This window comes from Bacillus sp. AFS012607, from assembly GCF_002558005.1.
Taxonomy (GTDB): Bacteria; Bacillota; Bacilli; order Bacillales; family Bacillaceae_G; genus Bacillus_A; species Bacillus_A thuringiensis_S.
The window spans coordinates 1-14663 of the sequence record NZ_NTVM01000044.1 but is presented as its reverse complement, the minus strand read 5'-3'; the positions used below and the strand labels follow the sequence as shown (position 1 = coordinate 14663).

Here is a 14663-nt window from a genome sequence, read left to right as displayed (position 1 = left end):
GTTTCAGCGACTTTTATAATTTAACATTTCTCGTTAAATCTGTCAACAACTTTTTTCTTTCGTTCCTGACGACGCTTATTAATTTACCATACTAATCATTTAATAGTCAACACTTTTAAAAAAAACGCCAAAATAATTTTATCTTGGCATAATATAAAGCTTAATAATCACTAATGCTGCCACACCCGGTAGGCCTAATAAACTCGTTATTGCTGCTGTACTCATGTTAATCGGGATATGAAAATCAAAATATGTCCCTACAACATTTACGATAAAAAGCAACGCTATGCCTAAAGTAACATGAAAAATCACCTTACCTATAAAACGCAATGGCTTAGAGGCAACACCAAAAACAAGAAAAATAAACACTAAAGTAAGAATGCCAACAATAATAATTGTAGAATTCATCTTTTCCTCCTTATGAATGACCTATACATCTATTTGTATGGGACAAGACAATAAAAAAGAACAGTTATCATAAGCGACATCTCTTTCATATAAACAAAATGAAACAACACCTCAGCATTTTAACAAATAAAATAAAAAGGCCTGCTTAGAAAGCAGAACCCTTTACCATTGTTCCATTTTTACAGGACGACGCTTTGCTTCTTTCAACAAGAAGAAATATTTCGCCTCTGCTATCTTCAAAGAACAAATGACATCTTGAGATGGTTCTACACTTTGTTCAACCATTCTCTTCTGACGTAACCACTCATTCTTCACTTTTTCCAAAAGTACAATTAACTTATCATCATACTCTTTACGCAATTTACCCTTTTTTTGAAAGAACATTTTTGTTTCTCCTCTTATACTTCTCTGCGACCTTCTAACGCTTTCGATAGTGTCACTTCATCTGCATATTCTAAATCTCCACCAACTGGCAGACCATGTGCAATACGAGTTACTTTAATGCCTGTAGGTTTTAAGAGGCGGGAGATATACATCGCTGTAGCTTCCCCTTCAATATTAGGGTTTGTTGCTAATATTACTTCTTGTACCGTTTCATCATGTAGTCGCTTTAAGAGTTGCGGGATATTAATGTCTTCCGGTCCAATTCCCTCCATAGGAGAAATCGCACCACGTAACACATGATATACACCTTGATACTCTTTCATTTTTTCCATCGCGATTACATCTTTCGGTTCTTGCACGACACAAACAACTGATTGATCTCGATGCGAATCATTACAAATATAACAAGGATCACGATCAGTAATATGTCCACATACAGAACAATACGCTAAATCTCGCTTCGCATTTACAAGTGCTTTCGCAAAACCTAACACATCATCTTCTTTCATATCTAATACGAAAAATGCCAATCGAACCGCTGTTTTCGGTCCGATACCTGGCAACTTCATAAAACTATCGATTAGTTTTGATATTGGCTCTGGATAATGCATGTATCAATATCCCCCTAGAACATTCCACCTGGTAAGTTTAAGCCTTTTGTAAATTTACCCATTGTAGAGTTTGATAGCTCATCGGCCTTTTTAAGTGCATCATTTGTTGCAGCTAACACTAAGTCTTGTAACATTTCGATATCTTCTGGATCTACAACTTCTTCTTTAATCTTCACTTCAAGAATTTGCTTGTGACCATTTGCAATAACTGTAATCATTCCGCCGCCAGCTGTACCTTCAACTGTTTTTTCACCAAGCTCTTCTTGTGCTTTCGCCATGTCTTTTTGCATCTTTTGCATTTGTTTCATCATGTTATTCATATTTCCCATTCCGCCACGCATCATAATTAATTCCTCCTAATTATTATTACTCTTTTATTTCAATGAGTTCTTGTCCTACTAATTTCACTGCCTCTTCTATAAGAGGGTCTTCCTTTTTCTCCGGGCTTTCTTCAGACTCTCCACCTTCACGTTGTAAAAAGTCTTCACGGATTTTACCCCATTCACTTTTTGGAATGGCAATCATATTTAACCTTTTACTTAGCAATTCAAATAAAGCTTGTTCTACTGTATCCATAGCTTCTCGATTTTCGCTCGCCATTTTACAGTGAATCTCATATTGAAATGCTAAAACGTAAGTGTCATCTGAAGCTGCCACTGGTTCACTATTTTCTAGTAAAACAGCAAACGCTACTTTGTTATATGATTTGAGTCTTCCTAACAACTCACCCCATACAGCTTTTAATTGTTCTAAATCTTGACGCTTCGCTTGTTTTAATACTTCATTTACACGCCCGATAGGAATCTTCATACTTCCTGTTCGTACGGGTTTTGGTGTTGCACGTGTCTCTCTTACTTCCTGTTGTACACCAGCTGGCACACCGTTCTTTTTGACTTGCTCTAACTCTTTCTCCAATTGCTGCATCCTGTTCATAATTGCTTGCAAACGATCCGTACCGTTTGCTTGCATCATAAACTGTTGACACAACTGCACCATAACAACTTCTAAGAAAATACGCGGATGATTTGTCCACTTCATTTCCTGTTGTCCCTTACTAAGGGTATGAATAATCTCATAGATCACTTCCGGTTGCATTTCTTCACTCAACTTACGGAATTGATCATCTACAATTACTCGTTCCAACATATGTTCTAGTTGCGGTGAAGTTTGATATAAAAGCATATCACGATAATAGTAAATGAAATCCTCCATAAAACGAACTGGATCCTTCCCTTTACTCATCATTTCATCTATGATCTGTAATGCTCTTGATACATCATTTTCACGTATGCATTCTACTAAATTGCCTAAGTATTGCTGAGAAACAGATCCTGTTACCGCCAATACATCTTCTGTCGTAACAATCTCATCACTATAAGATATAGCCTGATCAATAAGACTAAGCGCGTCACGCATACCACCTTCAGCAGCACGTGCAACAATTTGTAATGCTTCATCTTCCACTTGCGTACCTTCATTCGTCACGACTGTTGATAATCTCTCAACAATATCATTCACTGATATTTTTCGGAATTCAAAACGCTGACAACGCGAAATAATTGTAGGCGGGATCTTATGAGGTTCTGTTGTCGCCAAAATAAAGATAACATGTCCTGGCGGCTCTTCTAAGGTTTTTAAAAGCGCATTGAATGCACCCATAGAAAGCATGTGAACTTCATCAATAATGTATACTTTATATTCTACAGCACTTGGAGCATATTTTACTTTATCTCTAATATCTCGAATTTCATCTACACCGTTATTTGAAGCCGCATCAATTTCTAATACATCTGAAATGGATCCTTGTGTAATTCCTAAACAAGAAGGACATTCATTACAAGGTTCAGCTACCGGAGCATGTTCACAGTTAATTGCTTTTGCAAATACTTTTGCAATTGTCGTTTTTCCTGTTCCCCTCGGACCAGAAAATAAATAAGCATGTGAAACTTTCTCTTGAAGAAGGGCATTTTGCAACGTTTTTGTCACGTGCTTTTGACCGACTACATCTTCGAACTTTTGCGGTCTCCATGTTCGGTATAACGCTTGGTATGACACGAAAATACGGCCTCCCTCAAAGGTTATTATCTCATTTATTATAACCCATTCTGTTTATAGATTCCAAAAGTTATTTTCTATACAAAAAACTCACCTTTGTATTAAGGTGAGTTTTGTATACATATATAACTGCCGTGCACCCTCCGTCGATTACGTACCATAAGCGTTACTCAAGCAGTTAGCTCGGTTCAGGCACTCCTGCGGCACACGAGAAGACCCGCTTATTGCTGCTTCCTTCCGGACCTGACAAGGTTCACGGGGTCCCGTTGCGCAGGACCCAAACGTCAACACCACTTACTTAAGGCAGACCTTACAGCAACATAACCTCGAGAGGGGATTCGGCCTCGCTAGAGCGGATTGCGAGTATAGGGCACCGCTACCTCCCCGCTTAGCACGGCAAAGTTAAAACCAATATTCGGTTGCCTTCATTAAAGGCATTATCAGTATAACTTGTTTCTTTATAAAATGCAAATACGTTAGTTCCCATTGCTTTTCTCCAATTTTTTTATCGCTTTTCTTTTTTTACGAAGCTCTCTAAAAAAGTTTGTTAACAACGTACCGCATTCTTCCTCAAGTACACCAGTTACTACTTCACATTGATGATTGAATCGTTCATCCGTTAAAAGATTCATCAATGTCCCTGCACATCCGCCCTTCGGATCACTTGCACCATATACAACTCGCTTCACTCGCGATAAAACAATTCCACCCGCACACATTGGACAAGGTTCTAATGTTACATACAATGTTGCATCTTCTAAACGCCATGTCCCTAATTTTTTACACGCCTCATCTATCGCTAGCAACTCAGCATGAGCTATTGATCTTTGCTCAGTTTCCCTTAAATTATGAGCAACACTAATTACCTCACCATCTAACACTATAACTGCTCCAATTGGTACTTCCTGCATTTCCTCCGCCTTTTTAGCTTCTTCTATCGCTAATTGCATAAAATAAATATCTCGATCTTGTTCCATAACATAGTCCTTTCATTACAAATAAAGTACACTTATTTCCATTTACTGCACAGGGGATAACTTTTACAAATTCAATCCACCCTAAAAGAAAAAGAGAGGGATTACATATGAAAAATACCGCCTTGCTCATTATCGATATGATTAATGATTTTCAATTTTCCCACGGACCCATTCTAGCTCAAAAATGCGAAACTATAACAAACCCTATTTTACAATTAAAGAAAAAAATGAAATCCTTCGGCTATCCTATAATTTACGTTAATGACCATTATCAACTTTGGAGATCTGATATCGACCAACTTATTACTCATTGTACAAATAAATATAGTGAAAATATAATTCATAAGATTGCTCCAAGTTCTGATGATTACATTTTTATTAAACCACATTATTCCGCTTTTTATGAAACACCTTTAAATTCATTACTAGGTTATTTAAAAATAGAAAATCTAATATTAACAGGAGTTGCCGGGAATATATGCATCCTATTTACAGCTAATGATGCTCATATGAGAAATTATAAATTGTATGTACCACAGGATTGTATCGCCTCTAACAACGACCAAGATAATATACATGCTTTAAAAATAATGGAAACTACATTGAAAGCAAATATAACATCGTCATCCAAAATAAAATTTAATTAATACATATATCTATTTTCTAACTTTTTATATCAAATTAACCCACTCGCTTCCCTCTTGTGCTACAATAATTCTGTTTTGTGTTTTTAGTAGTCACGGTAAATCACTGATTGAAAGGAGGAAACAGCGTGACCGGAGTACCATTTATCACGGTTGAAGGACCAATTGGTGTTGGAAAAACTTCACTTGCGAAGGAAATTTCAACTCACATGCAACTCCACTTACTAAAAGAGATTGTTGATGAAAATCCCTTTTTAGGAAAGTTTTATGAAGACATCGACGAATGGAGTTTTCAAACAGAGATGTTCTTTCTTTGTAATAGATACAAACAATTAGAAGATATTAACATAAAGTATTTGAATCAAAGGAAACCAGTAGTAGCAGATTACCATATCTTTAAAAATTTAATTTTTGCATCCCGCACATTAAAAGACTCTCAATATGACAAGTACATGCAAATTTATCGTATCCTTACACAAGATATGCCTGTGCCAAATGTCATTGTTTATTTAACAGCTAGCCTAGAAACATTGCAAAAACGAATCGCCTTGCGCGGAAGAGAATTTGAAAAAAACATGGATCCAAATTACTTACTACAGCTCACAAAAGATTATGAAACAGCAATGGATACTTTTAGAAAAGATCATCCGGAGATACCAGTATTGAAATTTAATGGAGACGATATGGATTTTGTAAAAAATCCTGATGATTTAAACGTCATCCTATCTGCCCTTCAAAATACTCTCTTAAAGGAGTCGAAATAATAATGAATTTAAGGCAAAAATATGATATACCCAATGATGCAGTAATCACTATCGCCGGAACGGTAGGTGTGGGTAAATCAACTATGACAACTGCATTAGCTAATGCTTTAGGTTATCGCACATCATTTGAAAAAGTAGATTCCAATCCATATTTGGACAAATTCTATGCGGACTTCACTCGCTGGAGCTTCCACCTACAAGTGTACTTTTTAGCAGAACGATTTAAGGAACAAAAAAGAATTTTTGAATATGGTGGCGGTTTTGTTCAAGATCGTTCCATTTACGAAGACACTGGAATTTTCGCAAAGATGCATCATGAAAAAGGTACAATGACGGAAACTGATTATGAAACATACAAAGGTTTATTTGACGCTATGGTCATGACTCCTTACTTCCCTCATCCAGACTTATTAATTTACTTAGAAGGTTCTTTCGATGATATTGTCGATCGCATTCAAGAACGTGGGCGCCCAATGGAACAGCAAACACCAATTGAGTACTGGAAAGAAATGCATGGACGTTATGAAAACTGGATTAACAACTTTAATTCATGTCCTGTATTACGCTTAAATATTAATGAGTACGATATTTTAAAAGATGGTGATTCAATCGAACCAATCATTAAAAAAATTGGCCATTTTTTAAAACAAACACGTAAACTTGTAAAATAAAAAACCCGTGCATATGCACGGGTTTTCCTATTAAATTACTTCTTCTTTGTTGGAGCAATAATTTCACTCTCAGGTTTTCCTGCGTTAATACGCTGACGAACAGTACTTGTACTAATATCGTATGCTTCAGCAATCTCTTTAACAGTCATTTCTTTCCCGTTAATTACTGCCGTTAATACTTTACCTGTACGTTTTGGAGCTGCCTCTTTCTTTACAGCTGGTTTTTCAACCTTTTTTGGTGCCTCTACTTTTGTCTCAGCTTGCTTTACATCACAAGTGCAACCACAAAGTTTACGGAATGTATCATCGCTTATAATGCGTGACACATTTGCACCACTGTTTAAAATTCTATTGTTCTTACAGACAGGACATTGTACATAATATAAAGTTTTTCCATCTAAAGGAAACGTTTGTATAATAAGATCCATGTTGACTCCTTTCATATCTATGAAGATAATCATCGGAATATGAGTGTGTAATAAGGACAAAATTACCTTACACCATACTTTATGATTGGTTTTAAAATAAAAACTCGTTACGTGTTGGTAACGAGTTCTCCAATCTCCACTTATATGCGCTGTTGTCAATTATATCTGGAGGAGGTAGAGGGATTCGAACCCCCGCGCGACTCTCGCCGCCTGTCGGTTTTCAAGACCGATCCCTTCAGCCAGACTTGGGTATACCTCCATATTGACATCAAATATAATATCAAAAGAAAAACAGTTAGTCAACCCTACTAAAATAAATTATGAGGAAAGGAAAATTTTACTTTCCCCTTCCTACATTACAGTACTGACAACGCTCATAATTACCAATCACTCATACCGATGAATGTTTAAATTTACTTAATAACTGTTTTTCCTCCCATATAAGGGCGAAGAACTTCTGGAATTATAATTGTACCATCTTCTTGTTGGTAGTTTTCTAAAATAGCTGCAACCGTACGTCCAATTGCAAGACCAGATCCATTTAATGTATGGACATGTTCTGGTTTTCCATTTGGCTCACGGCGGAAACGGATATTTGCACGTCTCGCTTGGAAAGCTTCAAAATTACTACAAGAAGAAATTTCACGATATGTGCCATAGCTTGGAATCCATACTTCAATATCGTATTTCTTCGCTGCTGTAAATCCTAAATCGCCTGTGCACATGCTCATAACGCGATATGGCAACTCTAATAATTGTAACACGCGTTCTGCATCATTTGTTAATTTTTCTAACTCTTCATAAGAATCTTCTGGTTTTACGAACTTCACAAGCTCTACTTTATTGAACTGATGCTGGCGAATTAAACCGCGTGTATCGCGACCAGCTGAACCTGCTTCAGAGCGGAAGCAAGAGCTAAATGCAGCATATCTTATAGGCAATTGCTCTTTATTTAAAATCTCATCACGATGCATATTCGTTACAGGTACTTCAGCTGTTGGAATTAAGAAATAATCTTCACTTTCAATACGGAATGCATCTTCTTCAAACTTTGGAAGTTGTCCTGTTCCTGTCATACTTGCACGGTTTACCATATATGGAGGTAATACTTCTTCATATCCATGCTCATCAGTATGAAGATCAAGCATAAAGCTAATTAAAGCACGCTCTAATCTTGCACCAGCACCTTTGTAAAATACGAAGCGGCTTCCTGTTACTTTCCCAGCGCGTTCAAAATCTAAAATTCCTAAATCAGTAGCAAGATCCCAATGTGGTTTTGGTTCAAAAGTAAATTCTTTCACTTCTCCCCAAGTACGCGCTACTACATTATCATCCTCTGTTTCACCGACTGGAGCAGACTTATGAGGGATATTTGGAATAGATAACATTAATCTTTCTAAGTCTTCTTCAACTGTGCGAAGTTCGTTATCAAAATCCTTTACTTTTTCTCCAACCTCACGCATTTCTAAAATTAGAGCTTCTGCATCTTTCTTTTCGCGCTTTAATACAGAGATTTGTTGAGACACTTCATTACGTTTACTTTTTAATTCTTCTGTCTGAACAAGTAATTCTCTTCTTCTCGTATCAAGTTCTTCAAAACGTCCGAAATCAGTTAGATCTTCACCTCTATGCTGTAATTTCGCTTTTACTTCTTCAAAGTTTGTACGTAAAAATTTAATATCAAGCATTATATACTCCTCCTTTTATTTTATAAAACACAAAAAACTCCCGTCCCTATATAAAGGGACGGGAGTTAACCCGCGTTGCCACCCTAGTTGAAAGCATTACCGCTTTCCTCTCAAGTAGAAATAACGGCTCTTCACCGGGAATGCTTACTAATCCAAAAGATGTTCCACATTCCATTCCAGGATGGATTCACAAACTGTTTCTATCGATTTCCACCAACCATCGACTCTCTATAAGAAACAACATTTGTTACTATTTCCTATCAACACGCTTATTTTATAAAATTGTTACCATCAATTTACTATAATCTTATACAAGTTGCAAGTTACTTATACAACTTTTTTCATTTTCGCTTCTTTTACCATTTCAACAAAGTATGCTGTGACACGATGATCATCTGTTAATTCCGGATGGAATGAAGCAGCTAAAAACTGATCTTGTCTTACCGCTACCATTCGGTCACCATGCTTAGAAAGCACTTCAACATTATCAGCTACTTCTACAACATACGGCGCACGGATAAATACACCAACGAAGTCTTCACCCACGCCTTCAATTGAAAGCGCAGCTTCAAAGCTATCCTTTTGGCGTCCGAACGCATTGCGCTCAACTGTAATATCCATAGCACCAATATGTGCTTCTTCATAGCCAATAAGTGTTTTCGCAAGAAGAATCATCCCTGCACATGTACCAAACATTGGTTTACCAGACTTTGCAAATGTGCGAAGTGGTTCCATGAAAGCATACTTATCAATAAGACGGCGCATTGTTGTACTTTCACCGCCTGGTAAAATAAGACCATCAATCTCTTCAAGTTGCTCTATACGCTTTACAACAACAGCTTCGGCACCACTTGCTTCAACTGATTTTACATGTTCACGAACTGCACCTTGAAGACCTAGTACACCGATTTTCACCATTTTAAAGTTCTCCTTTAATTACCATCCACGCTCTTGCATGCGTTGTTCTGGTAATAACGTTGAAATTTCGATACCTTTCATTGCATTACCTAACCCTTTAGAAAGGCTTGCAATTAGTTCGTAATCTTCATAATGAGTCGTTGCTTCAACGATTGCACGTGCAAATCTCTCTGGGTTTTCTGATTTGAAGATACCAGATCCAACAAATACCCCATCAGCACCAAGTTGCATCATTAATGCAGCATCTGCTGGTGTTGCTACACCACCTGCCGCAAAGTTTACAACTGGTAAGCGACCAAGACGTTTAATTTCAAGTAATACTTCGTAAGGAGCACCAGTATTTTTTGCATATGTCATTAACTCATCTTCACGTAGACTCGCAACTTGACGGATTTCTGCATTGACTTGGCGCATATGACGCACTGCCTCTACAATGTTTCCTGTTCCTGGTTCACCTTTTGTACGAAGCATAGATGCACCTTCTGCAATACGACGTGCAGCTTCTCCGATATCACGGCAACCACATACAAATGGAACTGTGTAATCACGTTTATTTAAATGGTATACTTCATCAGCAGGAGTTAATACTTCACTCTCATCGATATAGTCTACCCCTAATGATTCTAATACACGTGCTTCTACAAGGTGACCGATACGGCATTTTGCCATAACCGGAATTGACACTGCACCCATAACTTCTTCAACGATTGTTGGGTCTGCCATACGAGAAACGCCACCTGCTGCACGAATGTCTGCTGGTACACGCTCTAATGCCATAACGGCAACTGCGCCTGCCTCTTCTGCAATTTTTGCTTGTTCAGCGTTAATTACGTCCATAATAACGCCGCCTTTTTGCATTTCTGCCATTCCACGTTTTACACGCTCTGTCCCTGTTACATTTGTCATGTACAAAAACCCCCCTAGGTGAATTGCTTTCCCCCGTTAAAGGCGAAAATTAAGAATACTCTTACATTCTACCACTAACTATCAGATGCTTGTCTACTACTTTTTCATAAAGTCGGTATGAAAAATAGGAATAAAAAAAAAGCCCCTACCATGAGGAGCTTTTAAAACCAACCTTTTACTGTATCAACAGCACTATTCCACATACCACTAAAGAATGAACCAATTCCGCGCATAGCACGAGTAAACCAGTTTGCTTCTTCTACTTCAGATGTTGTTACAAGATCCACTTGCAACGACTTACCAGTTAAAAATCCAGGGTCGTTTGTATCTTTTGGCGTAATTACCATTTGACCAAGCGCAGCTCCCTTTTTAATAGGTGCTTCTTGTCCCTTACTTGATTCTTTTAATTCTGTTTTATAAACATCTTTACTTCCTTTTGGCACTGGAAGTGAAATAGCTTGTTTCGTTTGAACTGCTACATCTTTATCTTTCGCATTTTCTACTCTTACTGTTTCTTGTCCTTTTACTGAAGAACCTTTTTTATACATTTGTTTCACTTCAAAGTTAGCAAATCCATAATCATATAGCTTCTTTGTTTCATCAAAACGTGCTGTATGAGAACTTGTTTTAATAACTACAGAAATAAAACGCATACCGTTTCTTTCAACCGTACCAGTGAAGCAATCTCCTGCTTCTGGAGTTGAGCCTGTTTTCAGACCATCTACGCCATCATATTCTTTAACTAAGCCCTTTAACATCCAGTTCCAGTTTGACATTGCAAACTTCTCTTTTTCTGGACGGAATTCTTTTTTAGGAATTTTTGCTGTATCTAACACTTTTGGATAATCTTTAATTAAATGTTGTGCTAAAGTTGCAACATCCTTTGCAGACATTTTATTTTCTTCATCCGCTGTTGTTCCTTCAGGATGCATTCCCTTTAAATCTTTATTCGTTAAACCTGTAGAATTGACAAATTTATAATTTTTCAATCCTAGTTCTTTCGATTTATCATTCATCATTTTTACGAAATCTACTTCTTTACCTGCAATTGCTTCTGCTAATGCAATTGTTGCACCATTTGCAGAAAAGATTGCCATTGCCTCATATAACTCTTTTACTGTATAAGAGCCACCATTTTCTAACGCAACATTTGATAATGAAGCATCTTGTGAAACCTTATATGCATATTCAGAAACCTTAATTTTCTGGTCCCACTTAAGTTTTCCTTTATCCACTGCTTCATGAACTAAATATTCACTCATCATCTTTGTCATACTAGCAATGGATAATAATTCATCTGCATTCTTTTGATATACAATTTTCCCAGAATTCGCTTCTACTAAAATTGCCGCACCTGCTTCAATGTTTAAAGCGGCTCCTGTTTCAGCTGATGCATTGCTATATGGCATAAAAATGCTACAAGCTAGTGTAATCACTGTTACCAAAGCAATGAATCTTTTGCAAAACATACCTTTCACTTTTGTTACCCCCAATATCTATGTACTCACATAACCGTTATTCTAACATAATCAAAAAAAAATAGACAGAGATATCAAATCTCTGTCTATTTGTATATAAGACATTATAATGAGTAGTTTGGAGCCTCTTTTGTAATTTGTACGTGATGAGGATGGCTTTCACGTAAGCCAGCACCTGACATACGAATGAATTGTGCATTCTCGCGTAAGAATTCTAAATCCTGTGCCCCGCAATATCCCATACCCGCACGTAAGCCACCAACTAATTGGTGAACTGTATCTGCTAAAGGTCCTTTATATGGCACTCGTCCTTCGATACCTTCTGGGACAAGTTTTTTATTTCCTTCTTGGAAGTAACGATCTTTACTTCCTTTTTCCATCGCACCGACAGAACCCATACCACGATACACTTTAAATTGACGACCTTGGTAAATTTCAGTTTCTCCAGGACTTTCGGCAACACCAGCAAACATACTACCTAGCATAACAACATGTGCTCCTGCTGCTAAAGCTTTCACCATATCACCAGAGTACTTAACACCGCCATCAGCGATAACTGGAATACCGTGTTTACGAGCTTCGGTTGCACAATCATAAACTGCTGTTAATTGTGGTACACCAACACCAGCTACAACGCGTGTTGTACAAATAGAACCTGGTCCAATACCAACTTTAACTACGTTTGCACCAGCTTCAATTAATGCTTTCGTTGCTTCAGCTGTAGCAACATTTCCAGCGATGATATTTAATGATGGATATTTAGCACGAACTTCTTTTACCTTATCAATAACACCTTTAGAATGCCCATGGGCTGTATCAAGTACAATTGCATCTACACTAGCTTTTACTAATGCATCTATACGAAGCATAGCATCAGCTGTTACACCAACTGCTGCTCCAACTAATAAGCGTCCTTGCTTATCCTTAGCAGAGTTTGGAAATTCAATTACTTTTTCAATATCTTTTATTGTAATAAGCCCTTGTAATACACCGTTATTATCAACAAGAGGGAGTTTTTCAATTTTATACTTTTGTAGGATCTTTTCAGCTTCTTCCAGTGTAGTACCAACTGGAGCTGTAATTAACTGTTCTTTTGTCATTACGTCAGAAATTTTGATTGAGTAGTCTTGGATGAAACGCATATCACGGTTTGTAATAATACCAACTAATTTTCGCTCATCTAAATTATTTACAACCGGTACACCTGAGATACGATATTTTCCCATAAGATGTTCTGCATCATATACTTGATGTTCTGGAGTTAAGAAGAAAGGATCTGAAATAACGCCGCTTTCAGAGCGCTTTACTTTATCAACTTGCTCTGCTTGTTGCTCAATAGACATATTCTTATGAATAATTCCTAAACCACCTTGGCGAGCCATTGCAATAGCCATGTCAGCTTCTGTTACTGTATCCATTCCTGCACTAATTAACGGGATGTTTAGCTGTAAGCTTTCAGATAAAACTGTTTTAACACTTACTTCTCTTGGTAATATATCTGACCTAGCTGGTACAAGTAATACATCATCAAAAGTCAAACCTTCTTTAACAAATTTAGATTCCCACATAATTGTTCCCCCTATGATACCAGAAATTATTATTAGTAGCTTATCAATTGGTTAAAATACTGTCAAGGACGTATATATATGTTAGAATTTTTAGACAATAAAAGGAGCGTAATATATGCATCAAACATCTTATACTTGGCAGCAGTTAAGTTTCTTTTTTTCATCTCAAAATGTACAACGTTATCTTGCCCGTTGTTATGAAAAATCCTCTATTCAGGATGCCGAAAAAAAAAGTTTTGAAAATTGTTATCCCTTTATTTATTACCTAGAACACGGGAAAAATTATTATGAATTATATAAGAAAGCTCCATTTTCTATTCAACCAATGTTGTTATTTTATGGAATTAGTCAACTTTTTAAAGCATGTCTACTAACCATTGATCCTAACTATCCTGAATCCACTACTGTTTTAGCTCATGGCGTTACAACTCGCAAACGAAAAAAACAAGGGTATCAATTTTTAGAAGATGAGGTGAAGATACAAAAAAACGGATTGTTTACTCATGTTGCAGAACAACTGTTTCACATGAAACACTTAGAAGCAGAAAAATTTAACATGCTAGAACTAATGGGAAATCTTCCAGAATTACAAAATTTGTTTCGCTATAGTCAAAAAGGATCAACTTTATATAAAATCGATTCAACAATTAAAAATGAGCTCTCCTTTTCAGTCAACCTACTAGATCGATTACATATGACTAAAGAGAGATTTTCTCGCTACATTGAAACATCTTGTAAGCATTTATCAATGCGACACGTACCTGAGAAAACTAATGAATCGAATTTACTTTTTACGGCGCCCATTCAATCATGGAATCCTATGTACAGTACTCCTTTATACTATGAACATCTTACTAATACTTATTATTTACCACTTACGACTGATCCTAGAAATCCTAAGCCAGTATTACCTGAACTCCTTGTTCATTATTTATTGCTCTATAATTTAAGCATGATTTCTAGGTATGAAACAGATTGGTGGTATGACTTACTTGGAAGCTATGGCTCTGAAGATTATCCATTTATTTATCAATTTCTTAATATTTCTGCTCAAAAAATCCCTTACTATATTTCATCATTTTTACTAACAGAACCTAACCTATTTCATGGGAAATAAAAAAACACAAGTCAAAAGACTTGTGTTTTTAGTTGCTTGGCGACGT

At 36.8% G+C, this 14663-nt stretch carries 16 protein-coding genes, 1 tRNA gene, 1 other RNA gene and 1 other annotated feature; of the genes, 4 read left to right on the top strand and 14 right to left on the bottom strand.

The genetic code is table 11. From position 1 onward, the window contains the following. Positions 1-138: 138 nt before the first annotated feature. From CN409_RS29290 to tadA, 7 genes are all read right to left on the bottom strand, one after another. Positions 139-408 (bottom strand): pro-sigmaK processing inhibitor BofA family protein, encoded by a 270-nt coding sequence (locus tag CN409_RS29290; RefSeq protein ID WP_097982220.1) that lies wholly within the window; start codon positions 406-408, stop codon positions 139-141. 162 nt (positions 409-570) lie between these two features. Next, the gene (locus CN409_RS29285; RefSeq protein ID WP_000466019.1) at positions 571-792 is read right to left on the bottom strand and encodes a YaaL family protein; all 222 of its coding nucleotides are present in this window, start codon (positions 790-792) and stop codon (positions 571-573) included. Positions 793-806: 14 nt separating this feature from the next. Continuing rightward, entirely contained in the window at positions 807-1403 is a 597-nt protein-coding gene (recR, locus tag CN409_RS29280) for a recombination protein RecR (RefSeq protein ID WP_000559169.1), read from the bottom strand. Between the two features lie 14 nt (positions 1404-1417). Then, positions 1418-1744, bottom strand: coding sequence for a YbaB/EbfC family nucleoid-associated protein (locus tag CN409_RS29275; RefSeq protein ID WP_014894853.1), 327 nt, complete (start codon positions 1742-1744; stop codon positions 1418-1420). Positions 1745-1769: 25 nt separating this feature from the next. Continuing rightward, positions 1770-3458, bottom strand: coding sequence for a DNA polymerase III subunit gamma/tau (gene dnaX / locus CN409_RS29270; protein ID WP_000121560.1), 1689 nt, complete (start codon positions 3456-3458; stop codon positions 1770-1772). Between the two features lie 132 nt (positions 3459-3590). Then, positions 3591-3855: signal recognition particle sRNA large type (gene ffs, locus CN409_RS29265), an RNA gene on the bottom strand. Between the two features lie 79 nt (positions 3856-3934). Then, positions 3935-4435: a tRNA adenosine(34) deaminase TadA gene (gene tadA / locus CN409_RS29260; RefSeq protein ID WP_000434341.1), complete on the bottom strand. Its 501-nt coding sequence runs from the start codon at positions 4433-4435 to the stop codon at positions 3935-3937. A gap of 107 nt (positions 4436-4542) precedes the next feature. On the opposite strand from tadA, the gene CN409_RS29250 reads away from it, so the two are divergent. The 3 genes from CN409_RS29250 to CN409_RS29240 all read left to right on the top strand — a co-directional run bounded on the left by CN409_RS29250 (position 4543) and on the right by CN409_RS29240 (position 6514). Further along, on the top strand, positions 4543-5082 hold the full coding sequence (locus CN409_RS29250) for a cysteine hydrolase family protein (RefSeq protein WP_000798738.1): 540 nt from the start codon (positions 4543-4545) through the stop codon (positions 5080-5082). A 125-nt stretch (positions 5083-5207) separates the two neighbouring features. Then, complete coding sequence (locus CN409_RS29245) at positions 5208-5843, top strand: deoxynucleoside kinase (protein WP_000148217.1); 636 nt, start codon at positions 5208-5210, stop codon at positions 5841-5843. A 2-nt stretch (positions 5844-5845) separates the two neighbouring features. Continuing rightward, positions 5846-6514 carry a deoxynucleoside kinase gene (locus CN409_RS29240; protein ID WP_001053585.1) on the top strand — a complete coding sequence of 223 codons (669 nt, stop codon included), beginning with the start codon at positions 5846-5848 and terminating at the stop codon, positions 6512-6514. Between the two features lie 35 nt (positions 6515-6549). Here the strand turns inward: CN409_RS29240 and CN409_RS29235 are convergent, their stop codons facing one another. The 7 genes from CN409_RS29235 to guaB form a co-directional block, all read right to left on the bottom strand. Continuing rightward, complete coding sequence (locus CN409_RS29235) at positions 6550-6942, bottom strand: sigma factor-like helix-turn-helix DNA-binding protein (protein WP_000364195.1); 393 nt, start codon at positions 6940-6942, stop codon at positions 6550-6552. A gap of 166 nt (positions 6943-7108) precedes the next feature. After that, a tRNA-Ser gene (locus tag CN409_RS29230) sits at positions 7109-7201 on the bottom strand. Between the two features lie 154 nt (positions 7202-7355). Continuing rightward, positions 7356-8630: a serine--tRNA ligase gene (gene serS, locus CN409_RS29225; protein WP_097982219.1), complete on the bottom strand. Its 1275-nt coding sequence runs from the start codon at positions 8628-8630 to the stop codon at positions 7356-7358. A 51-nt stretch (positions 8631-8681) separates the two neighbouring features. Continuing rightward, positions 8682-8903, bottom strand: a binding site (T-box leader). A gap of 54 nt (positions 8904-8957) precedes the next feature. After that, positions 8958-9548, bottom strand: coding sequence for a pyridoxal 5'-phosphate synthase glutaminase subunit PdxT (pdxT, locus tag CN409_RS29220; protein ID WP_000238785.1), 591 nt, complete (start codon positions 9546-9548; stop codon positions 8958-8960). An 18-nt stretch (positions 9549-9566) separates the two neighbouring features. Next, positions 9567-10454: a pyridoxal 5'-phosphate synthase lyase subunit PdxS gene (pdxS, locus tag CN409_RS29215; protein ID WP_000186158.1), complete on the bottom strand. Its 888-nt coding sequence runs from the start codon at positions 10452-10454 to the stop codon at positions 9567-9569. 161 nt (positions 10455-10615) lie between these two features. Next, entirely contained in the window at positions 10616-11923 is a 1308-nt protein-coding gene (dacA, locus tag CN409_RS29210) for a D-alanyl-D-alanine carboxypeptidase DacA (protein WP_127057751.1), read from the bottom strand. Between the two features lie 113 nt (positions 11924-12036). Then, positions 12037-13500: an IMP dehydrogenase gene (gene guaB / locus CN409_RS29205; RefSeq protein WP_000264089.1), complete on the bottom strand. Its 1464-nt coding sequence runs from the start codon at positions 13498-13500 to the stop codon at positions 12037-12039. 115 nt (positions 13501-13615) lie between these two features. Here guaB and CN409_RS29200 point away from each other — a divergent pair, with 115 nt between their 5' ends. Next, entirely contained in the window at positions 13616-14617 is a 1002-nt protein-coding gene (locus CN409_RS29200) for a YaaC family protein (RefSeq protein WP_098217964.1), read from the top strand. The last annotated feature ends 46 nt before the right edge of the window (positions 14618-14663 follow it).